The following is a 24,733-nucleotide window of genomic DNA, read 5'->3' as shown; positions in this document are numbered from 1 at the left end:
TATAAACAGAAAATATTGACTGAACGCATCAAAAAATTACCTGATTAAAGCTAACTTTACAAAATAAATGAAACGATCCGGAACAGCAGATTTACCCCTTCACCATGGCAAAGTGCCGCCGTGGCTGTACGAACGTATGTCAGTACTCGGACTTTCAATCATTGAGGTGATCCTAATGGATTACGGAAAAGATGAGGTTTTGCGAAGGCTTTCAGACCCGTTCTGGTTTCAGAGTTTCGGGGCAGTGATGGGAATGGACTGGCATTCTTCAGGGATTACAACTTCTGTGATGGGAGCTTTAAAACGCTCGGTCAATCCCAATTCGAAAACGCTGGGATTGTATATCTGCGGAGGAAAAGGAAAGTTTTCCAGAGAAACACCATCAGAATTACTTCAGATTGCCGATAAAACAGGGCTGAACGGAACCGAGCTGGTAAGAGCGAGCAGACTCTCTGCGAAAGTTGATAACACGGCCATTCAGGACGGCTATCAGCTGTATTTACATAATTTCATCGTTTCAGATAATGGAAACTGGAGTGTTGTCCAGCAGGGCATGCATGAATCTGACGGAACGGCAAGACGCTACCACTGGCATTCGGAAAACATAAAATCATTTATTGAAGAGCCGCACACAGGGATCAACGGAATCTCCAGAGGACAGATTCTTAATCTTACCGACTCCGGAGCTTCAGGAAACCGGAAAGGAATTCTGGACATTTCCCACACGGATTCTGCAGAGATTATGAGTGATTTTTCAAGATTAATTCTTCCCAATCATCATGATGTTCAGGCTTCTGATGTCGATTTAAGACGTCTTGGGGCACTTCTGTACGTCACCCGTGAACAGCAGCCTCAGAATTTTGAAGATTTATTGTTACTGGAAGGGGTGGGTCCCAGAACCATGCAGTCGCTGGCTTTGGTGAGCGAGGTGATTCACGGTGCGCCTTCGAGATTTAAAGATCCCGCAAGATTTTCATTTGCTCACGGCGGAAAAGACGGACATCCGTTTCCGGTTCCCACGAAGGTTTATGATGAAAGCATCCGGATCCTGAAATCAGGGATCGAAAAATCCAGGTTGGGAAACTCCGATAAATTGAAAACACTGAACAAACTTCATCAGATTATTGAAGCTACTGAAAAAGATTTTACCCCCGATTTTAATATTCAGGATGTTATAGAAGAAGAAAGGCAGAATTCATGGCGCTTTGGAGGTAAAACGATCTTTGGAGATGCCCAGAAACCTACTCAGTCAAAAGCCATCCAGCTTTCTTTGTTTTAAATCGTGAATTTTGGTTCGTACCATCTGGAATATCATAGGTCTATAAAAATATCCTGTAGAATTTAGTATTTGTCCAAAAAACTTTTCTTCAGGTCCGATAAAAATTCTATTTTTAAATCTGAAAAAAGAACATTAACCTGATGACCAACAAGGCTTTAGAAATATGCTATGATTTTCCGTTTTTTCTACAGGAAGAGCTTGAAGAAATATTTCAGGCCCATGAGAAGGTTTTTTTCAAAAAAGGAGACTGTATTCTCAAAGAGGGAAAAACAGCTAATGAATACTATATTTTAGAAAGAGGTCTTGCCCGTTCGTTTGTTAATGATTTCAATGGAAATGAAGTAACCACACACTTTTTCGCTGATCATGAAATTGTGATCGAGGTTTCTTCATTATTCCAAAGAATTCCCACGCAGGAAAATATCGTCTGCATCACAGACTGCGAATGCTGGCAACTCGATTTTGAAACTTTCCAGGAACTATTTCATAAAATTCCGAATCTCAGGGAATGGGGAAGATCATGGATGTCGCATCAGCTTTTTTTGCATAAAAAACGATCTGTAGAAATGTTTACGCTTTCTGCCACAAAACGCTATCTCAATCTGTTGGAACAGAAGCCGTGTGTTATACAGTCGGCACCTTTGAAACAGATCGCTTCCTATCTTGGCGTTACCGATACTTCTTTAAGCCGCATTCGCAAAGAATTGGTTTCTCACCCTAAGAAATTTTAAATCTTGTCTTATGGCAAGCTGATTTTCATAAAGACTCAGTAATTTCGGTTAAAAGTTAAGACTAAAAATTACAAAATGGAAATCAATCAGATCTATGTCAATCTTCCTGTTGAAGATGTTCAGGAAACAAGAGCTTTCTGGACAACATTAGGTTTTTCAATCAATGAACACTACTCAGACGAAAAAGCGATTTGTGTTGTCATGAAAGAAAACCATATCTACATAATGTTTTTAAAGAAAGACTTTTTCAGCACTTTTACAGACAGACCTGTGGCTGGAGGAGAAACTACAGACGCTTCTTGCTATCGCTGTCAACAGTCGTGAGGAAGTGGATATTATGGTGAAAACAGCGATCGAAAATGGAGGCTCAGCATATAGCGAACCTCAGGATCATGTCTGGATGTATCAAAGTGCTTTTTCCGATATAAACGGACATCAATGGGAAGTGATGTTTGCTGATGCGTCCAAGATTACAGACAAAAAATAATTATTTAATTAAAATATACAGATGAAAATTAACCAGATTTATGTCAATCTTCCGGTCAAAGATATTCAGAAAACAAAAGAATTCTGGATCAATATCGGATTCTCTGTTAATGAGCAGATTTCAGATGAGCGAGCGGTGTGCATTATCATGAGCGACCATATTTATGTGATGTTTATAACGGAAGAATATTTTCAGACTTTTTCAGAAAGGCCGGTTCCGAAAGGAGATACAACACAGGTTTTGCTTGCCATCGGGTTAAACAGTCGCGAAGAGGTGGACAAGATCGTAAACGCAGCGGTGGCGAACGGTGCTTATCAGCACGAGGAACCGCAGGATTATGGCTGGATGTATCACAACTCCTTCTGGGATATCAATGGTCATGGCTGGAATGTAACATTTGCGGATTCTTCTCAAATGCCTCAGGAATACAAATAATAACGACATCTGCATAAGAACTCAAAAAATTACAGATACTTTAACGAGTTACGCTGATTTTACCTGAAAATATAAAAAAACCTGCGTCATCCGCGTTATCTGTGAGAGAAACTAAAGCCAAGCAGGTAGTTTAAAATAATCTACCTCAGATTTATGAGATTATGCAGATTTATTAACGAAAAATATAAAAAGATCTGCGTCATCCGCGTTATCTGCGGGAAAAACTTAACGATGAAGTAGGTAGCCCAAGATAATCTCGTGCAGATCAAACATCTCAAATAAAAATTCAAACTTTAAAAATAAAATATCATGGCTAAATTAAATCCGTACCTCAATTTTGATGGAAAAGCCGAAGAAGCTTTTACCTTCTATAAATCTGTTTTTGGTGGTGAATTTCTCGGGGAAGTTTACAAAATGGGAAGCGCACCTGGAACTGAACACTTATCGGATGAAGAAAAAAACAGAGTAATGCATATCTCCCTCCCGATCGGTAACGATTTGCTGATGGCTTCTGACATTGTTCCCGGTTTTGGACAGAGGCTGGATATCGGAAACAACAATTACGTATCCATTTTTACGGAGTCCAGAGATGAGGCAGACAGGCTTTTCAAAGGTCTTTCAGAGGGAGGAAATATTGAGATGCCGATTGAAGATCAGTTTTGGGGAGATTATTTCGGAAGTTTTCAGGATCAATTCGGTGTTCATTGGATGGTGAACTATAATGAAGAATACACAAAATAATCTTATATTTAAACTAAATTAAGCAAAGGGTGGCTGAATGTGAGTTACCCTTATCACTGCATTATTAAAGATATTATATGGAACCTATTAAGATTGATATTACGATTTTAGCTCCTGTGGACAAGGTTTGGGAGTACTACAACAAGCCCGAGCATATCACCAGATGGAATTTCGCTAACGAAACCTGGCATTGCCCTTCGTCTGAAAATGACCTGAGAGTGGGGGGACTATTCAAAACCCGGATGGAGGCGAAAGACGGAAGTTTCGGATTTGATTTTGAAGGAATTTATGATGAGGTAATCCCTAATGAAAGGATAGAATATCATATCACGGATGGCAGAAAGGTCGCGGTGGTTTTTGATCAGATTGATGGCAGCACCACAAAAGTGATCATCAATTTCGAGCCCGAAAAGCAAAACTCCGTGGAAATGCAAAGAGAGGGATGGTACGCAATCCTGAACAATTTTCACAAATATGTGGAAAATCATTAAGCACCTTTTGAATCATCATGATTAACTTAATAATAATGACAAAATGTTTACGCTCTGTTTGTATCGTTAGTCATGTTGTAGAAGGAGATTTTTTACGGGGTATTATTGCGGTATCCGCAAGAAGAGCACTGGAAAAAGAGAAAATAAATTCTTTTGAAAAGTTGTCCGGCTATTCTGAAAAGGAAATTATGGAACTGAAGGGTTTCGGAAAGAATACAATGCAAAAACTGAAGATTTATATGAAAGAAAATGATATCTATTTTAAAAGTAATTAACATATAACTTGTCATTCTTAAAGGAGAATCTTTAATTTCTAAACAACAGGTGAGATTGATTCTCTTTACCCGAAATGACATTCAAAATTTAAACAATATGAATAATGATATTTTCCCATGTCTCTGGTATGACGGAGATGCAAAAGAATCTTCAGAATTTTACTGTAAAGTATTTGACGGAAAAATTACAGCAGATACTCCTGTTGTCATGAATATAGAACTTTTCGGACAAAAAATAATGCTTTTGGACGGAGGTCCGCAATTCAAAAAAAATGCTTCGGTTTCGTTTATGGTGATATGTGAAACGGAGGATGAGGTGCAGAAATATTGGGATATGCTCATAGAGGACGGAATGGCCCTGATGCCTTTGGATTCTTACTCATGGAGTAAAAAGTACGGTTGGGTAAAGGATCAATATGGGGTGACCTGGCAGATATTTTTAGGGGAGAAGCAAGGTGAGCAGAAAATTATTCCTACAATGATGTTTATTCACGGCAATAATGGAAAAGCTTCAGAGGCCATGCAATTGTATACGGCTGTTTTCCCGGACTCTGAAATTGGAAATATTTTAAGATACGGAGACGGGAGTGAAGGGCATGCTGCCGCTGAACCGCCTGAAAATATTCAGCTTGGACATTTTGTAATTAACGGATACAGTTTATTCTGTATGGATAATTCGTATGATCATCAGTTTGATTTCAATGAAGGAATTTCAATGGTGGTGATGACTGATGACCAGGAACAGACTGACAGATACTGGAATAAGCTGGTCTCAAACGGAGGGCAGGAAAGCATGTGCGGGTGGCTCAAAGATAAATATGGCTTTAGCTGGCAGATTGTCCCGAAAAAGCTGATTCAGCTGATGAGTGATCCTGATCAGGCTAAGGCTCAGAAAGTGGTGCAGGCTATGATGAAGATGCAGAAAATTATCATTCAGGATTTGGAAAATGCTTATCATTCATAAAAATTCTGACAGGATAGGAAGCGGGAGTCCCGTAATAAGTTAGTATTTCAGTTGATTCTTTAAAACTGAAAACTTCATGCTTCATTTGACTTCCTATTTTGTTTTTTCGGCTTGCTGTTTGATGTTACACAGAAAAGATGGTCTATGAAAACACAGAACAAGTCACAATCTAAGTCAAAAGTTCCTAAAGAAGGACAGCTTCCTGAGATTATAAGGAACAATTATCTGGGAAGCAGGAAATTATTAAATAAAAAGGCAGTTATTTCCGGTGGAGACAGCGGAATCGGTCAGGCGGTTGCGGTGCATTTTGCCCGCGAAGGTGCGGATATTGCCATTATCTATAAAGAAAGTGATAAAGATGCTAAAGAAACGCAGAAATTGGTTGAAAAAGAAGGGCGGACCTGTATATTATTAAAAGGGGACATCTCTAAAAAGACCTTCCGATCAAAATCCTTGGAAAAAATAAAAAAAGACTGGAAAAATCTGGATATTCTGGTCAATAACGCCGGAATTCAGTTTCCTAAAGATGATATTGAAGAGATTTCAGATGAACAGATTCAGGAAACTTTTAATGTCAATATTATTTCAATGATTGCCTTTACAAGAGATCTTCTGCCCTTGATAAAAAAAGGGGGAAGAATTATCTGTACAACATCAGTTACCGCTTACCGGGGCAGCGATCGTCTGGTAGATTATTCTGCTACCAAAGGTGCCATTACCACTTTCATCCGTTCTCTGGCTACCAATATTGCAGACAGAAAAATTCTGGTCAATGGGGTGGCTCCCGGTCCTATCTGGACCCCGCTTGTAAAAGAGACATTTGATGATGTATCTACATTCGGAAAAGATAATCCGTTAAAAAGAGCAGGGCAGCCATCGGAGGTAGCACCGGCGTATGTTTTTCTTGCCTCTGAAGATGCCAGTTTTATTACAGGAGAAATTATTCACATCAACGGAGGAGACTATGTAGGCGGATAACAGTCTGCTCAACCTTAATAAACACCACAAATATCAGTAATGGAAAGTTTAAGTTTTGAAATTGAAATCAATGCAACACCGGAAAGAGTATGGGATGTACTCTGGAGTGAAATTACTTACAGGCAGTGGACTACAGCCTTTACGGAAGGCTCTTTTTACCAGGGAACACTGGAGGAAGGAAGTATTGTTAAGTTTTTCGATCCTCATGAGAACGGAATGTACAGCCGTGTAGAAAAAAACATTCCTCATCAGGAAATGAAGTTTGTACATCTTGGGGAAATTTATGAAGGAATAGAAGTTCCGCAGGATTGGGGAGACGCCTCTGAATCTTACCTTTTGGAAGAAAATGAAGACGGAACCAAACTAACGGGAAAAATCCATACTCCTACAGAATTTAAAGAGTTTTTTGAGGAGAAATTTCCAAAAGCACTTGGAATTGTGAAAAATCTTGCAGAGAATCAGCTTTAATTCGTCTGGGTTCTTCTTTTAAAAGTTAAGTATTTCAAAATATAGTTTCTACTGATTGGTAAATACCATATCGAGAACCGAAAAAACAGTATCACAAAATTAATTATGGAAACATTATCATACGAAACAGTAATCAAAGCTCCCAAACAGAAGGTCTGGGACATCCTCTGGAATTCCGAAACATACGGACAATGGACTCAGTATTTTAATCCCGATTCTCCATCTCAAATGAAATCTGACTGGAAGGTGGGCGGAAAAACCTATTTCCTGGATATGAATGACGAAGGAATGGTTTCTACCATTGACAGTTTAGATGAGCCCAATCAGGTTATTTTTAAGCATCTTGGAATGGTCGGTAAAGATGGTACCGAGGATACCGAAAGCAGGGAAGTAAAGCAATGGAGCGGATTTTTCGAAAAGTATATTCTGATCGATTTCGACGGAAACACGAAACTGCATACAGAAGTCCAGGTCGAAAAAAACTGGGCGGATCATATAAATAAAGGTTTTATAAAAGGCCTGGAGATCGTGAAAAGTCTGGCGGAAAAATAATTTTCTGTAGATTATTACCTTAGCGGGGTTCAGTCCGGGTCTTATAAAACAATACGGTATCATGAAACTATTATCAATTCTTATCATTACTTTCATTCTGGCACTGGTCGGGACAAAACTTTATCAGGGAAGCTGGAATTTTTTATTTTCAGGAAATCTGGGGATGGCAGCTTTTATCATCTTTACGGGATTTGCGCACTTTAAATTCCAAAAGGGGATGGCGCTGATGATTCCTGACCTTATTCCCGCAAAAATGTTTTGGGTCTATTTCACCGGAATCATTGAGATTGCTGCCGGTATTGGACTGATGATTCCATCAATTCGTGAATTCACCGCAATTCTTCTGATTATTTTCCTGATTCTGGTTTTTCTGGCCAATATTAATTCTTCTAAAAAAAGAATCAATCTTTTCAAGGCAGATTATTCCGGTCCGGGAATGGGTTATCTTTATAAAGAGCGAATTCCCATGCAGATCATATTAATCGCATGGACATGGTATTTTGGAATTTATTTAAATTAAAAACCGTATTTATAATAACAAAACGGATTGTAAAAGTACAATCCGTTTTTTATTTTAAAAATGATCAGATGGGTTGTAACATTTAGTCCTTTTTAAGTGTCTTATTGAGAGATATTCATTTTAATTAAATGTAAATTGATAACCTAAGACCAAATCGATCAGACTATGAACTCTAAATTATTAACCACTGCTCACATTGTAATAACAGCCATTATGATCAACGCGCAAAGCCCGGCCTCCAAGTTACCGGGTGATCCTACACTTGTCTCTTCTAAAGCTACTTTAAATAAACTTATCTCTAACGATAAAGGAAATTTTAAATATAAAGTTGAAGATTATTTTGCAAGACCCAAAGCTTCCCAGTTTAAAATATCACCTGACGGGCAATATCTTTCCTATAAGGAAAAAGATAAGGACAGTAAGAACCATGTTTATGTGAAAAACCTGAAAACAGGAACAATCACCAAGGCACTGGAAGAAAAAGAGGATCTGATCAGAAGCTACGGATGGTTAAATAAAAAACGTCTCTTTTATACCCAGGATAAAGGAGGAAACGAAAATCTTCACTTATATGCTGCAGATATAGACGGTAAAAATCTTAAAGATCTTACGCCTTTTGACGGCGTAAAGATCGGTTTTGTCAATATCATAAAAGACACTGACTTTGCTGTGGTTACCCTGAATAAAAATAATAAGCAGATTTTCGAACCGTATAAAATTAATTTCGTGACGGGCGAAATGACCCAGCTGTTTGAAAATAAAGATCCCAAAAACCCGATTGACGATTATCTTTTTGATAAAGAAGGAAATTTAAGAGGATATAAGGTTCTTGAAAACGGACTGACTACAAAAACCTATTACAAAGATTTACAGACCGGCAAATTCAATCTTTTAAAGTCGACTGACTGGAAAGATACTTTCAATGTGATGAGGTTTAATGACCATTCAAAAAACAAAGACGAAGCTTACGTTGTTACCAACCTGGACAGCGATAAATCTAGGATCGTTCTTTATGATTTAAAGAAAAATGCCGTTATCAGAGAAGTTTATTCTAATCCCACTTTTGATGTCGGTTCCATAAGCCTGGCAGGGAAAAACAGAAATTACGAATTAGACTATATCAGCTATGAAGGTGTCAAAAACGAAACGATTCCGGTGAGTGCATTTTATAAAGAAGTGAATGAAAACCTCAGATCTGAATTTGGAGACCGGGAATTTTATGTGGTTTCTTCTGATGATCAGGATTCCAAACTTCTAGTTGTTGTAGACAGTGACAGGTTGTATGGCAAATATTATGAATACGATACCAAGACAAAAAGTATAAAACTCCTTCTGGATCTGATGCCACAGCTGAAAGAAGAAGATATGGCCGAAATGCGTCCAATCGAGTTCAAGAGTAGGGACGGGCTGACCATTCACGGGTATATTACTTTGCCAAAGGCTGTTGCAGAGGGCCAAAAAGTACCTTTGATTGTTAATCCTCACGGCGGTCCGCAGGGCATCAGGGATCATTGGGGATTCAACCCTGAAACCCAATTGTTTGCCAGCAGAGGTTATGCCACATTACAGGTTAATTTCAGAATTTCCGGAGGATACGGAAAAGAATTTCAGACCTCGGGGTACAAGCAGATCGGCAGGAAAGCAATGGATGATGTGGAGGACGGAGTAAAATATGCCATTGGACAGGGTTGGATCGATAAAGATAAGATCGCCATTTATGGCGGGAGCCATGGTGGTTATGCTACTTTGATGGGACTCATCAAAACACCGGAGCTGTATACCTGTGGAGTCGATTATGTTGGTGTTTCAAACATTTTCACCTTTTTCGATTCGTTCCCGGAATACTGGAAGCCTTACAAAGAAATGGTAAAGCAGATCTGGTATGATCTGGATAATCCGGAAGAAGCGAAAATTGCCAAAGAAGTCTCTCCTGTTTTTCAGATCGATAAAATTAAAAAACCATTATTTGTCGTTCAGGGAGCCAACGATCCGAGAGTGAACATCAATGAATCCGATCAGATTGTAAAAGCACTGAGAGCGAAAGGCTTTGAAGTTCCGTATATGGTAAAATATGATGAGGGACACGGATTCGGAAAAGAAGCCAACCGTATCGAATTATATCAATCGATGTTAGGATTTTTTGCTGAAAATTTCAATAAATAAATGTTCAGATTTATAATTAAGAAGGAAACGGAGGGTATTGTTACGCTCCGTTTTTATGTTACTGCGGGGAGAAAAGTCGCCTGCAGATGTGGTTGAAGTGATGAAATATTTCTGTTGATGCAAGGTCGTAAATATTAATAGGCGAAAAAAGGCTGAAAGAGACGGGAGATACCTTAGCCCCGATAGAAACGGTTACCCCACAGCATGCGGTGGAAAGGTTGTGGCGCGAGGAGTAGGAGTGGATAGCGGGAAACAGCTCCTTGAAGCCAGTAATAATGAAAACAGTTGATTTTTATAATCAGATCCCATACAATTCCGGTTACCAAAAGAAAAACTGACTTTTCCGGAAAATATTTTAAATTTATTAAAGTAAAATAAAAATTTCAATCGTCATAGACATATGGAGATTGTCGAAAAAATAGCAATGCCACAGAAAGAGAAAGAAAGTATCATCTCACAAACCGTTTCAAAGTACGGCGGAAAGCTGATGTCCTACATTCGTCCGAAAGTGAAAAATACGGAGGATGCGGAAGATATTCTCCAGGAAGTATGGTATCAGTTCAGTAGTCTTACCAATCTTTCCGAGATTGTAAATGTCGGCGGATGGCTGTACAGGGTAACGGCCAATAAAATTACCGACAAGTACCGGAAGAAGAAAACAGAAAATTTAGAAGACTTTGTGTATGAAGATGAAGACGGAAGTTTCTCTATAAAAGATATCCTTTTGCTGGATGAAAGTGCAGGACCGGAGGTGAAGATGTTTCAGGATGAAATCTGGAAAAAATTATTTGAAGCACTGGAGGAGCTGCCTGAAAAGCAAAGGCTCGTGTATGTAGAAAATGAGCTCAATGACAGGACCCTGCAGGAAATAGCCGATGAACACGGCGAGAATATCAAAACAATCATCAGCCGGAAAAACTATGCGGTCAAGCATCTGAGAAACAGACTGAGAAAATTATACGAAGATTTAAATAGTTAGTAAAAAGAAAGATATGAATCATAATAAACACAAAAAAGGCTGGATTTTTTTATTCTTATGTCCGCCTTTAATCTTATTGGGAGTTACCTGGATCGTGATGGCACTCTGGAACTGCCTGCTACCTGACATTTTAGGAGTGAAATCCATTACCTACTGGCAGGCCATGGGAATTCTGATCCTGAGTAAGATTCTTTTCGGAGGGTTTCATTTCGGAAAGGGCATGAAAGAATTTAAAGAGAAAAAAATGATGCGCGACAGAATGATGAGTTTATCCCCGGAAGAGAGGGAAAAATTTAAAGAAGTCTGGAGAGACAAGTGCTCAGGAGGTTTTTTTAACCGAACTAACAGAACAAACGAATAGTTTACATTTTAGAAGTAGTAAAGTAAAATTAAAATTTATTCGTCCATATAAAAAAGAAGTAGTAAAATTTAAAATTTTGAAAAAATGAAAAATTCAGTATTAAAAGGTGCTCTTGGAGCATTAGCCGTGGCCGGAGTTGCCATCATCGCTAAAAAAGCAATCGAAAGAAAAAGATTTGTAAAGGGTATTTTTGAAGAATATGGAATCAAGGAGAAATCGCCTTTCGGATTAGCAGATAAAATCAGGGAAATGGATGAAGACCAATATCAGGAACTCAAAGGGAAATTCAAAAAGGAATTTGCTTCCAGATGCGGCAGAAGACACGAAGCATTCGAAAAATAAAAGTAAACGACTTAATTAAAATGTTAATTCCGGCGCGGGAAGCTTTGCTTCCCGCGCCGGAATCTTTATTTCCCGGAAAGCACCTAAGCCGGCCTTTAGTCAGCAAGTCGGTATAAGATTGATTTCGATAATCAGCTTACAGTATTTTCTGCTTCCAATGATTTATTAGAAGCTGTTTCCAGCTTTCCGCACTCGCTATTTTTTCTCTATAAGAAAAAATGAGCTCAGACAGATGCTGCAATCTGGGCTAGGCTGCAGTCATTACATTCAGCTTCCGTCGTATTTGCTGTATGTTTCATCCTTTTGCCAGAACTGTATATGTTAATAATTTGATGTAAACAAATATGTAGCTAAATGTGACGTGAACGAATGGGGAGCAAATAACGATTGGAAAAGTTTTAAAAAGGAAACAGCGTGATCCTGTAGTAAAAAGAGGTAAGTATGCTTTGCCTGCAATAACAAATTCTTTATTTTTGTATAGTTCAATGAAAGATTACTACTATTTTCTCGGGATTTCTCATGATGCTTCTTCAGAAGACATCAAAAAAGCCTATAGAAAATTATCTTTAAAATATCATCCTGACAAAAATGAAAACGACGATTTTTTTGCAGACCGTTTTCGGGAAATTCAGGAGGCTTATGAAACATTGAATGACAAAAGCAGGAGATATTCTTATGATCAGAATTTAGAAAGTCATCAGAAAAGCTTCCGGTATCATATTCCGCCATCCATCAAAACTTTTACCGCGAATAAAATTCATGCTAAAAAAGGAGAGGAGATTATTATCAGTTGGCAGACCCAGAATGCTGATGTTGTAAAAGTATTGCCTTTTGGTTTAGAAAAACCTTATGGAGAAAGGACTTTTAAAATAACAGAATTTAAAGACGGGAAATTTCAGATTTTGCTGCATGCCACCAATTCGCTACTGCATAAGACCGTTGTTCAGGGAATAACCATTACACAGGTTTTTGAATCCGAAGGTGAAAAATTCAGAGATAGAACGGAAGAATTATTCAGATCGCAGCCAAAAACAGCAGCAAATCCAAAAGGGCAACCCAAAATTATGAGAATAATAGTGGCCGCAGTTTTATTAGTAGTGGCTATTTATTTTTTAATAAAAAGCTTTAGCAATTAAGCCAATTTTTTATTTCCGGGACATTTCTTACATCTCTTTCCTTTTTTAAATTTTTTGCAGCAGGATTTTTTGTCGCCGCAATACATTCCTTCAGTGTTCACAGAAAAAGCCGGAGTCAGAGCCGGTACTTTGAAAGGGACAATCATATTCATGCTACAAATATATTAATTTAGAATAAATATAGATAATAATTTTCGAAAAATATTTAAATGCTGATTATGATCACGTTAAGTTCTGTATAAAGCTGATTTTTTCATGGCAATTCTGTAAGACAAATTAATTAAGCTTATTGCTGAGAGATGATTTTACAGCTGATCTGACCAGGATAGTCATCAATTTTAAACAACATTACAGATCATTACTTTGATCTGAGCAAAGCAGATTGTTTTTAAAAATTTCATATTAATTTAGAAGAAAATTAGAATAAAATCCATAAAGATGGAAGTGAAAGATGAAATTAGACTTTAAGCAAGGAAAAAACGAAAACGTATTCATTTTAAAAACGATAGATAGTTTTATTTGTTATTTCCATAATTTTGTACTCTTGTACAATCATGTAAAAAATTGTATTTTTACCCATCTTTTTTTACAAACAAAATCTAATATAAAAAATGAATACAGAACAGTTTGTGAGCCGTCACATTTCCCTCAATGAAGCCGATAAACAGGCGATGTTGGAAAAAGTTGGCGTTTCAAGTATCGAAGAGTTAATTTCTCAGACCATCCCTTCTTCTATCCGTTTAGAAAAAGATCTTGAAATCTCAGAACCGCTTTCAGAATACGAAATGCTTATCCATTCCAAGGAGCTGGCATCGAAGAATACTGATTATACAAGCTACATCGGTTTTGGATATCACAATACGTTGTTACCATCGGCTATTCAGAGAAATATTTTTGAAAATCCAAGTTGGTACACCGCTTACACTCCTTACCAGGCGGAAATTGCGCAGGGAAGATTGGAAGCTCTTCTGAATTTTCAGACTGTTGTATGTGATCTTACAGGGTTTGCTTTGGCCAATGCTTCATTGCTGGACGAATCTACCGCTGCTGCAGAAGCTATGCATATGTTCTTTAATAACAGAACAAAAGATCAGAAAAAGGCCGGTGCCAATAAATTTTTTGTTTCAGATCTTGTGCTGCCGCAGACCATTTCCGTTTTAAAAACAAAGGCGGAAGGATTGGAAATCGAAATTGTAGAAGGAGATCACAAAACTCATGAATTTGATGGCTCTTACTATGGAGTTTTATTACAATATCCCGGTAAAAACGGAATCGTTTTAGATTACACAGACGATATCGTTGAATATAAAAAATTAGATCTTCAGGTGGCAGTAGCCTGTGATCCGATGGCGTTGGTGAAATTAAAATCACCTGCTTCAATGGGGGCCGACTGTGCAGTGGGAACAACTCAGAGATTCGGTATTCCATTAGGATACGGTGGTCCTCACGCGGCATTTTTCTCTTGTAAAGAAGATTACAAAAGAGATATTCCGGGAAGAATCATCGGGGTTTCCCAGGATATGTACGGAAAACGTGCACTGAGAATGGCTTTACAGACGAGAGAGCAGCACATTAAGAGAGAAAGGGCGACTTCAAATATCTGTACCGCTCAGGTTCTTTTGGCTGTCATGGCCGGAATGTACGCTGTTTATCACGGGCCAAAAGGATTGAATTATATCGCGGATCAGATCCATTTTAAAGCCAACGCTTTAAAAAACGGTCTTAAAGCTTTAGGATATCAAACGGTTGAAGAACCTATTTTTGATACTGTAAAAATCACGTTAAGTGAGGATGAAAAAGGAAGATTAATGAGAATGATGCTGGATCATAAGCTTAATCTGAACTATTTTACAGAAGGCGTTGTAAGTATCGCGATCAACGAAAGTACAACACTTGAGAAATTAAATTATCTGATGGCTTCGTTCGCGCAGTTTAAAGATAAACAAACGTTTAAATTGGAAATTAAAGAAGGATACAGCATTCCTGAAGAGAATTTAAGAAAAGACGAAATTCTTACGGAACAGGTCTTCAATAAATATCATACAGAGACAGAATTGATGCGTTACATCAAGCGTCTGGAAAGAAAAGATCTGTCATTGACGCATTCAATGATCTCTCTTGGTTCTTGTACGATGAAACTGAACGCGGCCACGCAGATGTTACCACTTTCGTGGGACAATTGGGGAGCAGTTCACCCGTTTGTACCGGTTGACCAGGCCGGAGGATACCAGGAAATGATCAGTGAACTGGAGAAAGATTTAGCTGAAATTACAGGATTCGCAGGGACCTCTCTTCAGCCGAATTCAGGAGCCCAGGGTGAATATGCAGGATTAATGGTGATCAGAGAATATCATATCTCAAGAGGTGAAGGTCACAGAAATGTAGTATTGATTCCTCAGTCTGCCCACGGAACAAACCCCGCTTCTGCAGCCATGGCCGGAATGAAAATTGTTGTGGTGAAAAACCTTGAAAACGGAGAAATTGACTTTGAAGATTTAAAGGCTAAGACAGAGCAGCATTCTGAGAACCTTTCTTGTGTAATGATCACGTATCCGTCAACATACGGGTTCTTCGATGCCAACATTAAGGAGATTACAAATCTGATCCACCAACATGGCGGACAGGTATATATGGATGGTGCCAATATGAACGCTCAGGTAGGATATACGAGTCCCGGAAATATCGGAGCAGACGTTTGTCACCTTAATCTTCACAAAACGTTTGCCATTCCTCACGGAGGGGGAGGTCCCGGAGTTGGGCCAATCTGTGTAGCTAAACACCTGGTTCCTTTCTTACCTTCGAACGCGAACATAAGAATCGGGTCCAAAGAAGCGATCGATGGTATTTCTGCAGCCCCTTACGGTTCCGGATTGATCCTGAATATTTCTTACGCTTACATTAAAATGCTGGGAACTTCAGGATTGAAAAAGGCTACTGAGCATGCGATCCTGAATGCGAACTATTTAAAAGAAATTTTAGCTGAGCATTTCCCAATTTTATATTCCAACGAAAACGGGAAAGTAGCGCACGAATGTATCGTAGATTTCAGACAGTTCAAGTCTTTAGGAATTGAAGTGGCTGATGTGGCGAAAAGACTAATGGATTATGGTTTCCATGCTCCAACTGTTTCTTTCCCGGTTGCAGGAACATTAATGATCGAGCCTACGGAATCCGAAAGCAAGTCAGAAATCGACCGTTTTGCAGAAGCGCTTATTGCCATCAAGCAGGAAATTGATGAGATTGCCAACGGAGAAGCTGATGCAGCTAACAACGTCCTTAAAAATGCACCTCATACAGAGCAAATGGTAATCTCCGATTCATGGGATAAGCCATACAGCAGAGAAAAAGCAGCCTATCCGCTGGAGTGGGTAAGAGATCACAAATTCTTTGCTTCCGTTTCCAGAGTGGATGAAGCTTACGGAGACCGAAACCTGGTTTGTACTTGTGAGCCGATCGAAGCTTATATGTAATTAAGTTTTTTGATATACTAAATCCCTTTCAGTAATGAGAGGGATTTTTGTTTGGATAGATGAGCTCAGAAGCTTGTGCGGAAATGAATTATTTAGAGTACTGTTCCACTTCCTCACTTCGATTTCTATGACGTGAGCAACTTATTTTTATAAACAGAATTATTTTTTATAAGAGCATAAACTCTGTGTATGATTTTATTTCTAATTGCATTTAACACAGACATCTTATTCTTTCCCTCCAAAACTTTTCTTTGAAAGTATGAAGCTAGATCATTTTTCAATCTTATAGAACTTAAAGCAGCTAAATGTAAAATCTTTTTTAACTCCTTGTCAGCCATTGTAGAGACTCGAGGTTTGTAATAGATTGATGAACCGGAGCGATGATCAAACGGAACTACTCCTGAATAACAAGCCATCTTTCTTGCCGATTGAATCTCTGTAAATCCATTAGTTTTGACAATTAACATACTAGCCAATACTTTTCCAACACCTGGGACAGTCTGTATTCTTTTATATTGATCCTTCAATTCTACATTCGATTCAATAATCTCTACAATCTTTTTCTCAACTGTTTTAATCTGTTTATCTAAAAGTAAAATGAGTTGCTTATTAAGTTTTATAATTTCCTTATCTGTATGATTTTTAAGAAAACTTAAATCTTTCATCTGTCTTAATAAACCTGCTTTTATTTTTACTCTGTGCCTGCGTTCGGCATTCAATAAACTTATTTTTTGAATATCTGACGATTTAGGAGTCCAAGGGTCTAAATCCATATGGTTTTTCTCTAAAAAAATACAAATCCTCTGACTGTCGAGTTTATCATTCTTACCCCTTAGAAGACCAATGCTTTTCTTTAAATGAAGTGGATTTATAACAAAAACCAGCAGATTCATACTGCTTAAAATTTCGTAAAGTTCAAAATTATATCTTCCTGTATTCTCCATTCCTACAACGGTATTTGCATCGTTGGGAAAGCTCTTAAAAAACTTTTTGATAGCTTTCGAACAATTCTCAATTTGGTAATGCTGTGTTGTAGAGTAACTATTAACGAAAACATCCAGAGTTAATTTACTGATGTCAATTCCAATAAAAATTTTTTCCATAAATTTGTTTTTGATAATTGAAAGAGAAACTTATCATTATCTCAACTCCTTAATAATGGGCTACAATCCCGAATTTCTATCTGAGTTTTTTGATAAGAAAGTGTTTAAGTCTTAATCGAAGTATGAGTTTTACTCGGAGTATTTGATAGTTTACTTAAACACTTTTCTCTTGTTAATAAATATATTATTTTTATTTCTACAAATCTAAAGGAGTAGGTTTGAAAAACCATATCGAGAAGTTTTTAAATAAAGAGACAATAGTTATTTGTAAAATTTCTTTTTAGCAAGATTTGGCAGGTCTTCATACCTTCCTTCAATTAATGCTAGCTTTTTTGCCCGAGACCATTTTTTAACCTTTTTCTCGAAAAGAATAGCCTGTTCAATATCTGTGAAATGGCAAAAATAGACCAATTGGAGTGGGCGTCTTGAATAAGTATAAGAACCAAAATATTTACCGTCCTGATGTTCATCAAAACGTTTGTAAACATTTTCTGTAACACCAGTGTAAAAACTATTATCAGAACAAAGTAATATATAAACGAATGAAGATAGCATTTTTAAAAATACTGAAATTTCTCATTATAAGGCTGTTTTATAGTGATTTCAAATATCTTTTAAAATGCATATAAAAAGTTTCATCACTTTGTTAGATTTTCAAAAAATTGTATTGAAAACTCTTTATTTATGTAATTTTCTTTTGTTAGGAAGTGACCGGTTCTGGATACATTTTTCTCCGCCATGCTTCGAAAAACACTCGAACTGACGAAGTGATTTTATAGAGTAATGTTCTCACGTTCGTCACTTCGAGTAGGTTTGAAAAACCGTATCGAGAAGTTTTTTGAGCGGAGTAGTACTGGTTGTTTGTTATTCACCGGTTCTCGATACATTTTTCTCCGCTTCGCTGCGAAAAACACTCGAACTGACGAAGTGATCTTATAGAGAACCTTTTCTCACGTTCGTCCCTTCGAGTAGGTTTGAAAAACCGTATCGAGAAGTTTTTGAGTGAATTGGGAATATTGTCGTTTTTTCACCGGTTCTCGATACATTTTTCTCCGCTTTGCTGCGAAAAACACTCGAACTGACGGACAACAATCCGGATCGTGTTTTTTTGAAATAATAACAATATGCTATCCAATGAAAATTTATCTCAAAACAGAGAAAAACAGGTAGATATGCTTTGTTTAGTGTAATTAATTGATATATAGGTAGTAGCAGGATGCAACAGGATGCCGGTATTTCCGTTTGTGTTTAGATTAGTTCACACAAAATTAATCTTATGAATACATCGTTACTCATTAAACAAACTTTTACCTCATTGCTGTTTTGCGGGTTATCATTTTCCACTTCAGAACTTGACGCTCAGACTTTAGCCTTTCCCGAAGCTACCGGTTTTGGAAGATACACCACAGGAGCGAGAGGCGCTGCCAATCCTCAGATTTATCTGGTAACCAATTTAAATGACAGTGGTCCGGGATCATTTCGTGATGCCGTGAGCCAGCCTGGGCGTTTTGTGATATTTAAAGTGGGTGGAATTGTAAATTTACAGTCCATTGTCGCGGTAGCTCCCAACACCACCATTGCGGGACAGACTGCTCCCGGAGAGGGTATCCTATTTTTAGGACCTCGGGTTTCATTTTCAGGAGCTAATAATACAATTGCCCGGTATTTCCGGATCCGTTATGGAGGGACCTCTCAAAACCAGGATGCTTCAGGAATATCCAATGGCGCGAATATCATCCTGGATCATATGACATTTACCTGGGGAACAGATGAAGTTTTTTCAGTCAACTGGGACAATAATGGGACGAGTCCGGATAATATCACCATTCAGAATTCGATTATTGGACAAGGACTGCATCGTCATAATCATTCAGCAGGAGGATTAATGCAGCCACCGGCCGGCGGTAAAATAAGCTTAATCGGAAATTTATATATCTGTAACAAAACCCGTAATAACAAAGTAAAAGGAATAAATGAATTCGTCAATAACGTAGTCTACAACTGGGGAAATTATGGCAATACCTATGGACATACGCAGTCGGGTGAAGCGTATATTATGGGTGGAGATTCTGCAGGAAGTTCTTTTGCCAATATCATTAATAATTATTTTATCGGAGGCCCGAATACCAACAGTGCGGTGAGTACTCCATTCAGTGTCGGAAATGCCAATTTCAATTTATATGGTTCCGGGAACTATTTTGATAACAATAAAAACGGAGTTCTGGACGGCACTTTAGTTCCTCAGAATTTAACGGGATATCCGGTGGGAGACCTTGCGGCAATTCAGTCTTCTGCATATGATTATCCGATGAAAAATCCTGCACTAACGGCTCAGGGTGCGTATAATAACATCGTTGCAGGGGTAGGAGCATCTTACCCAAGACGCGACCAGGTCGACAACTTAATGATTTCCGACCTGATGTCGAAGGGAACCACTGCCACTTATGTATATGTACAGAGTGATTTAACGACTCAGTTTGGATTTACGAATGGGGGAGCAGGACATGTTTATGGAGCTCCGGCTCCTGTGGATACAGATAATGACGGGATGCCGAATGCATGGGAAATAGCCAATGGACTGAATCCAAATGTCTTTGATGCCTTAGCGGTAAGCGCAACACACGCTCCGTATCTGAATATTGAGGTGTATATCAACAGTCTGCCAAATACCACAGCTCCGGATTTTATCATCCCTCCTACGAATCTTAACTTTACAAATGCCACTACAGCCGGAAGCCCGACATCAAGTTCATTAATCGTGAATTGGAGTGATAATGCAACTAACGAAACAAATTACGTCCTGGAGCGCTCTACCAACGGAACTTCCTTTTCTGTTATTGCAACACTTCCCGCCAATTCAACCAGTTATAATGAAACAGCTTTAACACCTAATACTCAGTATTATTACAGAGTTAAAGCTATTAATGCAACCGAATCTTCAGTTTACACATCAGAGGTATCGGTTACCACCCCTCCGGTTCCGTCAGCTCCCGGAAAAGCAGCTACTCCCACTCCGGCGAATGGGAATAATAATGTAGAACTGAATAACGGAAATTTTCTTCTAAAATGGACCGGCAGTTCAAACACAGCAACCTATTCGGTTTATTTCGGGACTGATCCCCAAAACCTGAATAATATAGCCAATATCCCGTATGCTGCTGTGCCGTCATATCAACTCACCAATTTAAATATGGCGACAAATTATTACTGGAGAATTGATGCTTCTAATAATCTAGGCAGTGTGACAGGAGATGTCTGGAGTTTTCGCGCTCTGACGCCGGGTATTGTCGGAAACTGGCCGTTCTCAGAAGCGCCGGCTGCAGGCGAACAGATTGCAGATGTAACCTCTTACGCCAATAACGGCATTTTGGATGCTGCCTACGATAATGCGAGCGTAAGAGTTCCGGGAAAAGAAAATTATGCGCTTGATTTTGCAACAGCACCGAACGCTTACATTGCGAGTATTCCACATCAGGATCAGATCATGTTTAATAATAATTCTTTCACTGTTTCTTACTGGATGAAGGCTCCGTCAAGTATGATTCCATCTTCTTCGGCAACAAGTCTTTATGTATTGTGCAAAGGTTCATTCACCAAAAATACAGCGACCGGGGCTACGGGTAAACGTTTTAATATAGAAATTAAAGGAGGGCAGCTAAGATATGCAATCGATGATGATGTTACGAAAAAAGAATCACTTCACCTATTGCCAATTATTTTACCGGAAATTGGGTTCATGTTGTCATTATGAGAGATATTACGGCACATAAAATGAGAATTTATACCAATGGCGTTTTAAGTGTGGAAGGTGACGAAACTGCCGTTACCGGAATCGGTGAAGCGAGTGATCTGGTCATTGGAAATATCGGTGAACTTGAATTTTTGTCTGCGGCCAATACTCCTGCTCCTTACAAAGGCGCGTTTGATGAACTTAAAATGTACAACTATGCATTATCTCCCACAGAAATTTATAATCTGTACAATCAGTCTGTATTGGGAAATAAAGAATTCAGCATCAGTAAAAATACGGGAACCGTCTATCCGAATCCTGTAAAAGACCAGATATTCATTCAGCTTCCGGAATATAAAAAGTCGAGCCTGACAGCAACTTTATTTGATATGACCGGAAAGATCATTTTAAAACAGAACATTAATGCGGACGGCAACGGAATTTTTAAACTGAATATGACCGATAAAAAAGCATCAGGAAATTATATTCTCAATGTATCAGGAGAAAATCTGAACAGTAATTTTAAAGTTATGGTGAAATAAATAGAACACGCATATTAATAATTTTTGTACAAAAATCCCTTTCAGTGATTCACTGAAAGGGATTTATATTGAATCCACATCCAAATTCCGCTCTTAATTGCTAATTACCATTACCTGATATTAACAAGAATTTTTTCATTTACTTTAAATATACTTTAATTCTTACGGAAATGTAATGTAAGATTGGGCTTTACCTATTTATTATTCTGTAAAAGGTTCACAATTTCTGTATTCCCTTTTTCTTCGGCCATTTCCAGAGCGGTCTTTCCGTCTTTATTTTTTACCGTTAAATCCGGCTTGTAGGATAGTAAAAATCTGACCGCTTCAATATTTCCTCCCTGCGCACAATACATAAGGGGAGTTTCGTGATCTTTATCAACATTATTGATGTCTGCACCGTTTTTAATAAGGTATTCGGCAATATTCAGATAACCCTTTCCAATGGCACTTGCAAGAGGGGTAGCCAGATCTGTTGCTTTTGTATCTACGGTTGCTTTCTTTTCAACCAGCAGTTTTACGATTTCCATCTGATTATTCCTTGCAGCAAAGCGTAATGAAGTCCACCCGTTTACATCCTGAAAATTCGGATTTGCATTATTTTTTAAAAGAAGTTCTGCAATTTCAGTATATCCTTCCTGTGCTGCAAAATTCAGTGGTGTGGCGGTAGTCTCTAATACGGTATTTACATTGGCTCCCTTTTTTATCAGTAGTTCGACAATTTTATAATTTCCTGTTCCTACTGCTGCATACAGAGGGGTGAGATGATATTCTTTTGATTTTTGATTAATGTCTTCTCCTTTTTCCAATAATGTACTGACTTTCTCAAGATCCTGATTTTCAATAGCCGTAAATATTTTTTGGGAAAAGACTGTAGAAAAGGCAAAAAATGATAAGGCAATGGATAGACTTTTAGTTTTCATAGATAAGTTTTATGGTAATTTTAACCGGCCAAATATATAAACAAAATCTTGTAGTCCTTCAATAAAATAACCCGATAGTTACCTGTCAGTAAATCAGCAGCTTTTTAGTTGATTATTTTATTCACTTCCATTTCAATTTCTTTCCTGCACAATATTGGATCTGTAACAGAAGTTTCAATCTTTGTTTTTTTCCAGAAAGGATAAAATAATAACCTTGTTTCTCCAATAGAAATACATTTGGAATCGGGATACTCGATTTCAACAACAGTTCGGAAAACAGTATGCCCCTTTATAAAATCTGTTGTTTTTACCCTATGGGTTAAGAGATCGAATACCTGAATAATTCCATCGTATAAATTTCCGTAATCTTCACTGAAATGGGTGTGGTTGGCCCCGTATCCTACAGTAAATTCGCTGCTGTCGGCGCTCAGCCAGAATCGGGTCTTTTTTATTTCAAGAAATTCACTTCCGTTTTCATCATGAGAAATTACTTCATCTCCCAATTTGGATTCCAGTAATTTTTTAATCTCGTAAAATTTCCTTTTGTGTAATTTCATAGAAATGATGGTGCTGATTAATTATCTATTCTGAATGCCCATTCGTTGTTTATCACTTTCCTTCATCCCAATAGTAGGAATCCGGGTAAATCCTCTCCCCGAAAACGGCTGTTCCCACCCGCACCATGGTAGAACCTTCTTCAATGGCTGTTTCGAGATCTCCGCTCATTCCCATCGACAGTTCTTTCACCTCCACATCCGGGATATTTTGACGGATGATTTCCTGCTGGAGGTTTTTCAGAATTTTAAAGCAGGCACGTACCTTCTCGGTTTCAGCACTGAATAAGCCGATGGTCATGAGGCCTCTGATTCTTAAGCTATTCAGTTCAGCCACTTTTTTTACCAGATCGATAGCAAGATCGGGATGAATACCGAACTTACTTTCTTCATTTGAAGTATTCACCTGAATAAAGATATCCATGGTTCTTCCTTCCGTTAAAAGTCTCTGGTGAAGTTTTTCGGCAAGTTCAAGACGGTCAACAGATTGGACGCAGCTGACGTCATACTTCAGAATATCCTTTATTTTATTGGTCTGAAGATGCCCGATAAAATGATTTTCGTGAGGGATATTTTTTAAATCTTCATATTTTTCCTTTAATTCCTGAACTTTATTTTCGGCAATTAAAGTTTCTCCGTTTTCCAGAGCTATTTTTATTCTTTCTGCTGAAACGGTTTTTGTGGCCAGTAATAATTTTACCTCATCAACATTCCGGCCTGTACGGATACAGGCATTTTTTATTCTTTGGTTGATGATCTTCAGGTTGTGGAGCAGATTTTCTTTCATGACTGTGTTTGATGTTGAATTTCCAGTTTACGGATTAAATTTCCTTTCACTACGGTAAAAGTATGGTCTTTTGCTTCAGCAAAAGAAACCCCATACTTCCGGTCAATTTTTCCTAAATCTTCAGGGAATTTCGATAGTAAATTATCATAAAAACGGTCCAGAAAATCATTGGAAGGCATTTCATAATTAATTTTTAGCTGAAAACGTCTGATCAGCGCTGCATCTATGATTTCCGGATGATTGGTCGCGCACAGCAGCAGTGCATTTTCGGGAAAATAATCGATCAGCTGGATCAGGGTGTTTACAAGACGTCTCATTTCGCCCACATCTTTGTCATCGCTGCCCCTCGCTTTACCGATCTGATCGAGCTCATCAAGAAAAAGGACCGATCTTTCACGTGCAGCCTTATCAAAAATCATTTTAATATTCTGGGAGGTTTCCCCAATTCTTGAAGAGACAATATTGCTTAAATTAAGGATAATGATATTTTTACCCAAAGCATTAGCGACTGCCTTGGCCGTCATGGTTTTTCCGCATCCTGAACTCCCCTGCAGAAGGATCTTATTGTTGACGGGGAGACCATACTCCTGTAATTCTTTTGAATAGGTATTTTCTTTGATCAGCTGTACAAATTGTTCCTTATTTTGCGGGTCAAGGAAAACATCGTTCAGCGTTACAGGCTCTTTATCCTGAATTATAAGGTTGTACAGATTCATTTTTTTATT

General features: G+C 38.2%; 27 protein-coding genes. 21 read left to right on the top strand and 6 right to left on the bottom strand.

From position 1 onward, the window contains the following. Positions 1 to 67: 67 nt before the first annotated feature. From ODZ84_RS04460 to gcvP, 19 genes are all read left to right on the top strand, one after another. On the top strand, positions 68 to 1,279 hold the full coding sequence (locus ODZ84_RS04460) for a DUF763 domain-containing protein (protein WP_266175798.1): 1,212 nt from the start codon (positions 68 to 70) through the stop codon (positions 1,277 to 1,279). Positions 1,280 to 1,419: 140 nt separating this feature from the next. Continuing rightward, complete coding sequence (locus ODZ84_RS04455; protein ID WP_266175797.1) at positions 1,420 to 2,010, top strand: Crp/Fnr family transcriptional regulator; 591 nt, start codon at positions 1,420 to 1,422, stop codon at positions 2,008 to 2,010. Between the two features lie 75 nt (positions 2,011 to 2,085). Beyond that, entirely contained in the window at positions 2,086 to 2,334 is a 249-nt protein-coding gene (locus ODZ84_RS04450; RefSeq protein WP_266175796.1) for a VOC family protein, read from the top strand. A gap of 13 nt (positions 2,335 to 2,347) precedes the next feature. Continuing rightward, on the top strand, positions 2,348 to 2,497 hold the full coding sequence (locus ODZ84_RS04445; RefSeq protein ID WP_266175795.1) for a VOC family protein: 150 nt from the start codon (positions 2,348 to 2,350) through the stop codon (positions 2,495 to 2,497). Between the two features lie 21 nt (positions 2,498 to 2,518). Beyond that, entirely contained in the window at positions 2,519 to 2,932 is a 414-nt protein-coding gene (locus tag ODZ84_RS04440) for a VOC family protein (protein WP_266175794.1), read from the top strand. 309 nt (positions 2,933 to 3,241) lie between these two features. Further along, a complete protein-coding gene (locus ODZ84_RS04435; RefSeq protein ID WP_266175793.1) occupies positions 3,242 to 3,673 on the top strand; it encodes a VOC family protein in 432 nt (143 codons plus the stop codon). Positions 3,674 to 3,750: 77 nt separating this feature from the next. Then, on the top strand, positions 3,751 to 4,164 hold the full coding sequence (locus ODZ84_RS04430; RefSeq protein ID WP_266175792.1) for an SRPBCC family protein: 414 nt from the start codon (positions 3,751 to 3,753) through the stop codon (positions 4,162 to 4,164). Between the two features lie 35 nt (positions 4,165 to 4,199). Next, positions 4,200 to 4,439 carry a helix-hairpin-helix domain-containing protein gene (locus ODZ84_RS04425; protein WP_266175791.1) on the top strand — a complete coding sequence of 80 codons (240 nt, stop codon included), beginning with the start codon at positions 4,200 to 4,202 and terminating at the stop codon, positions 4,437 to 4,439. A 97-nt stretch (positions 4,440 to 4,536) separates the two neighbouring features. Further along, entirely contained in the window at positions 4,537 to 5,403 is an 867-nt protein-coding gene (locus ODZ84_RS04420; protein ID WP_266175790.1) for a VOC family protein, read from the top strand. A gap of 144 nt (positions 5,404 to 5,547) precedes the next feature. Beyond that, positions 5,548 to 6,381, top strand: a complete 834-nt coding sequence (locus tag ODZ84_RS04415; RefSeq protein ID WP_266175789.1) for an SDR family oxidoreductase — start codon at positions 5,548 to 5,550, stop codon at positions 6,379 to 6,381. A 39-nt stretch (positions 6,382 to 6,420) separates the two neighbouring features. After that, positions 6,421 to 6,849 (top strand): SRPBCC family protein, encoded by a 429-nt coding sequence (locus tag ODZ84_RS04410; RefSeq protein WP_266175788.1) that lies wholly within the window; start codon positions 6,421 to 6,423, stop codon positions 6,847 to 6,849. Between the two features lie 105 nt (positions 6,850 to 6,954). Next, complete coding sequence (locus ODZ84_RS04405) at positions 6,955 to 7,401, top strand: SRPBCC family protein (RefSeq protein ID WP_266175787.1); 447 nt, start codon at positions 6,955 to 6,957, stop codon at positions 7,399 to 7,401. A gap of 61 nt (positions 7,402 to 7,462) precedes the next feature. After that, complete coding sequence (locus tag ODZ84_RS04400) at positions 7,463 to 7,921, top strand: DoxX family protein (RefSeq protein WP_266175786.1); 459 nt, start codon at positions 7,463 to 7,465, stop codon at positions 7,919 to 7,921. Positions 7,922 to 8,086: 165 nt separating this feature from the next. Beyond that, positions 8,087 to 10,084, top strand: coding sequence for a S9 family peptidase (locus tag ODZ84_RS04395; protein ID WP_266175785.1), 1,998 nt, complete (start codon positions 8,087 to 8,089; stop codon positions 10,082 to 10,084). 400 nt (positions 10,085 to 10,484) lie between these two features. Further along, positions 10,485 to 11,063, top strand: a complete 579-nt coding sequence (locus ODZ84_RS04390; RefSeq protein WP_266175784.1) for an RNA polymerase sigma factor — start codon at positions 10,485 to 10,487, stop codon at positions 11,061 to 11,063. Between the two features lie 13 nt (positions 11,064 to 11,076). After that, positions 11,077 to 11,424, top strand: coding sequence for a hypothetical protein (locus tag ODZ84_RS04385; protein WP_266175783.1), 348 nt, complete (start codon positions 11,077 to 11,079; stop codon positions 11,422 to 11,424). A gap of 84 nt (positions 11,425 to 11,508) precedes the next feature. Further along, a complete protein-coding gene (locus ODZ84_RS04380) occupies positions 11,509 to 11,766 on the top strand; it encodes a hypothetical protein (RefSeq protein WP_266175782.1) in 258 nt (85 codons plus the stop codon). Between the two features lie 485 nt (positions 11,767 to 12,251). Then, positions 12,252 to 12,902, top strand: coding sequence for a J domain-containing protein (locus ODZ84_RS04375; RefSeq protein ID WP_266175781.1), 651 nt, complete (start codon positions 12,252 to 12,254; stop codon positions 12,900 to 12,902). A gap of 611 nt (positions 12,903 to 13,513) precedes the next feature. Then, positions 13,514 to 16,372 carry an aminomethyl-transferring glycine dehydrogenase gene (gene gcvP, locus ODZ84_RS04370; protein ID WP_266175780.1) on the top strand — a complete coding sequence of 953 codons (2,859 nt, stop codon included), beginning with the start codon at positions 13,514 to 13,516 and terminating at the stop codon, positions 16,370 to 16,372. Positions 16,373 to 16,497: 125 nt separating this feature from the next. On the opposite strand, the gene ODZ84_RS04365 is transcribed toward gcvP, so the two are convergent. Then, the gene (locus ODZ84_RS04365) at positions 16,498 to 17,475 is read right to left on the bottom strand and encodes an IS110 family RNA-guided transposase (RefSeq protein WP_266175607.1); all 978 of its coding nucleotides are present in this window, start codon (positions 17,473 to 17,475) and stop codon (positions 16,498 to 16,500) included. Between the two features lie 261 nt (positions 17,476 to 17,736). Continuing rightward, positions 17,737 to 18,030, bottom strand: a complete 294-nt coding sequence (locus tag ODZ84_RS04360; RefSeq protein ID WP_266175779.1) for a GIY-YIG nuclease family protein — start codon at positions 18,028 to 18,030, stop codon at positions 17,737 to 17,739. Positions 18,031 to 18,751: 721 nt separating this feature from the next. Here ODZ84_RS04360 and ODZ84_RS04355 point away from each other — a divergent pair. Both ODZ84_RS04355 and ODZ84_RS04350 read left to right on the top strand, forming a co-directional pair. Further along, positions 18,752 to 21,226: a fibronectin type III domain-containing protein gene (locus ODZ84_RS04355; protein WP_266175778.1), complete on the top strand. Its 2,475-nt coding sequence runs from the start codon at positions 18,752 to 18,754 to the stop codon at positions 21,224 to 21,226. A gap of 20 nt (positions 21,227 to 21,246) precedes the next feature. Then, the gene (locus ODZ84_RS04350; protein WP_266175777.1) at positions 21,247 to 21,747 is read left to right on the top strand and encodes a T9SS type A sorting domain-containing protein; all 501 of its coding nucleotides are present in this window, start codon (positions 21,247 to 21,249) and stop codon (positions 21,745 to 21,747) included. A gap of 194 nt (positions 21,748 to 21,941) precedes the next feature. Here the strand turns inward: ODZ84_RS04350 and ODZ84_RS04345 are convergent, their stop codons facing one another. From ODZ84_RS04345 to ODZ84_RS04330, 4 genes are all read right to left on the bottom strand, one after another. Beyond that, positions 21,942 to 22,667: an ankyrin repeat domain-containing protein gene (locus tag ODZ84_RS04345; protein ID WP_266175776.1), complete on the bottom strand. Its 726-nt coding sequence runs from the start codon at positions 22,665 to 22,667 to the stop codon at positions 21,942 to 21,944. A gap of 104 nt (positions 22,668 to 22,771) precedes the next feature. Beyond that, positions 22,772 to 23,224, bottom strand: coding sequence for a hypothetical protein (locus ODZ84_RS04340; RefSeq protein WP_266175775.1), 453 nt, complete (start codon positions 23,222 to 23,224; stop codon positions 22,772 to 22,774). A 52-nt stretch (positions 23,225 to 23,276) separates the two neighbouring features. After that, positions 23,277 to 24,008 (bottom strand): YggS family pyridoxal phosphate-dependent enzyme, encoded by a 732-nt coding sequence (locus ODZ84_RS04335; RefSeq protein ID WP_266175774.1) that lies wholly within the window; start codon positions 24,006 to 24,008, stop codon positions 23,277 to 23,279. After that, positions 24,005 to 24,724: an AAA family ATPase gene (locus tag ODZ84_RS04330; protein ID WP_266175773.1), complete on the bottom strand. Its 720-nt coding sequence runs from the start codon at positions 24,722 to 24,724 to the stop codon at positions 24,005 to 24,007. The genes ODZ84_RS04335 and ODZ84_RS04330 overlap by 4 nt, the downstream gene beginning before the upstream one ends. Positions 24,725 to 24,733: the final 9 nt, after the last annotated feature.

It is taken from the genome of Chryseobacterium fluminis (genome assembly GCF_026314945.1).
Classification (GTDB): domain Bacteria; phylum Bacteroidota; class Bacteroidia; order Flavobacteriales; family Weeksellaceae; genus Chryseobacterium; species Chryseobacterium fluminis.
Note: the sequence above shows the minus strand (reverse complement) of the source record. Positions and strands in the feature narration are given on the sequence as shown.

What these genes read in the sequence shown, in the direction of transcription:
- ODZ84_RS04460 (WP_266175798.1), top strand. Translation starts at nt 68, where the DNA reads ATGAAACGATCCGGAACAGCAGATTTACCCCTTCACCATGGCAAAGTG.
- ODZ84_RS04455 (WP_266175797.1), top strand. Translation starts at nt 1,420, where the DNA reads ATGACCAACAAGGCTTTAGAAATATGCTATGATTTTCCGTTTTTTCTA.
- ODZ84_RS04450 (WP_266175796.1), top strand. Translation starts at nt 2,086, where the DNA reads ATGGAAATCAATCAGATCTATGTCAATCTTCCTGTTGAAGATGTTCAG.
- ODZ84_RS04445 (WP_266175795.1), top strand. Translation starts at nt 2,348, where the DNA reads ATGGTGAAAACAGCGATCGAAAATGGAGGCTCAGCATATAGCGAACCT.
- ODZ84_RS04440 (WP_266175794.1), top strand. Translation starts at nt 2,519, where the DNA reads ATGAAAATTAACCAGATTTATGTCAATCTTCCGGTCAAAGATATTCAG.
- ODZ84_RS04435 (WP_266175793.1), top strand. Translation starts at nt 3,242, where the DNA reads ATGGCTAAATTAAATCCGTACCTCAATTTTGATGGAAAAGCCGAAGAA.
- ODZ84_RS04430 (WP_266175792.1), top strand. Translation starts at nt 3,751, where the DNA reads ATGGAACCTATTAAGATTGATATTACGATTTTAGCTCCTGTGGACAAG.
- ODZ84_RS04425 (WP_266175791.1), top strand. Translation starts at nt 4,200, where the DNA reads ATGACAAAATGTTTACGCTCTGTTTGTATCGTTAGTCATGTTGTAGAA.
- ODZ84_RS04420 (WP_266175790.1), top strand. Translation starts at nt 4,537, where the DNA reads ATGAATAATGATATTTTCCCATGTCTCTGGTATGACGGAGATGCAAAA.
- ODZ84_RS04415 (WP_266175789.1), top strand. Translation starts at nt 5,548, where the DNA reads ATGAAAACACAGAACAAGTCACAATCTAAGTCAAAAGTTCCTAAAGAA.
- ODZ84_RS04410 (WP_266175788.1), top strand. Translation starts at nt 6,421, where the DNA reads ATGGAAAGTTTAAGTTTTGAAATTGAAATCAATGCAACACCGGAAAGA.
- ODZ84_RS04405 (WP_266175787.1), top strand. Translation starts at nt 6,955, where the DNA reads ATGGAAACATTATCATACGAAACAGTAATCAAAGCTCCCAAACAGAAG.
- ODZ84_RS04400 (WP_266175786.1), top strand. Translation starts at nt 7,463, where the DNA reads ATGAAACTATTATCAATTCTTATCATTACTTTCATTCTGGCACTGGTC.
- ODZ84_RS04395 (WP_266175785.1), top strand. Translation starts at nt 8,087, where the DNA reads ATGAACTCTAAATTATTAACCACTGCTCACATTGTAATAACAGCCATT.
- ODZ84_RS04390 (WP_266175784.1), top strand. Translation starts at nt 10,485, where the DNA reads ATGGAGATTGTCGAAAAAATAGCAATGCCACAGAAAGAGAAAGAAAGT.
- ODZ84_RS04385 (WP_266175783.1), top strand. Translation starts at nt 11,077, where the DNA reads ATGAATCATAATAAACACAAAAAAGGCTGGATTTTTTTATTCTTATGT.
- ODZ84_RS04380 (WP_266175782.1), top strand. Translation starts at nt 11,509, where the DNA reads ATGAAAAATTCAGTATTAAAAGGTGCTCTTGGAGCATTAGCCGTGGCC.
- ODZ84_RS04375 (WP_266175781.1), top strand. Translation starts at nt 12,252, where the DNA reads ATGAAAGATTACTACTATTTTCTCGGGATTTCTCATGATGCTTCTTCA.
- gcvP (WP_266175780.1), top strand. Translation starts at nt 13,514, where the DNA reads ATGAATACAGAACAGTTTGTGAGCCGTCACATTTCCCTCAATGAAGCC.
- ODZ84_RS04365 (WP_266175607.1), bottom strand. Translation starts at nt 17,475, where the DNA reads ATGGAAAAAATTTTTATTGGAATTGACATCAGTAAATTAACTCTGGAT.
- ODZ84_RS04360 (WP_266175779.1), bottom strand. Translation starts at nt 18,030, where the DNA reads ATGCTATCTTCATTCGTTTATATATTACTTTGTTCTGATAATAGTTTT.
- ODZ84_RS04355 (WP_266175778.1), top strand. Translation starts at nt 18,752, where the DNA reads ATGAATACATCGTTACTCATTAAACAAACTTTTACCTCATTGCTGTTT.
- ODZ84_RS04350 (WP_266175777.1), top strand. Translation starts at nt 21,247, where the DNA reads ATGAGAATTTATACCAATGGCGTTTTAAGTGTGGAAGGTGACGAAACT.
- ODZ84_RS04345 (WP_266175776.1), bottom strand. Translation starts at nt 22,667, where the DNA reads ATGAAAACTAAAAGTCTATCCATTGCCTTATCATTTTTTGCCTTTTCT.
- ODZ84_RS04340 (WP_266175775.1), bottom strand. Translation starts at nt 23,224, where the DNA reads ATGAAATTACACAAAAGGAAATTTTACGAGATTAAAAAATTACTGGAA.
- ODZ84_RS04335 (WP_266175774.1), bottom strand. Translation starts at nt 24,008, where the DNA reads ATGAAAGAAAATCTGCTCCACAACCTGAAGATCATCAACCAAAGAATA.
- ODZ84_RS04330 (WP_266175773.1), bottom strand. Translation starts at nt 24,724, where the DNA reads ATGAATCTGTACAACCTTATAATTCAGGATAAAGAGCCTGTAACGCTG.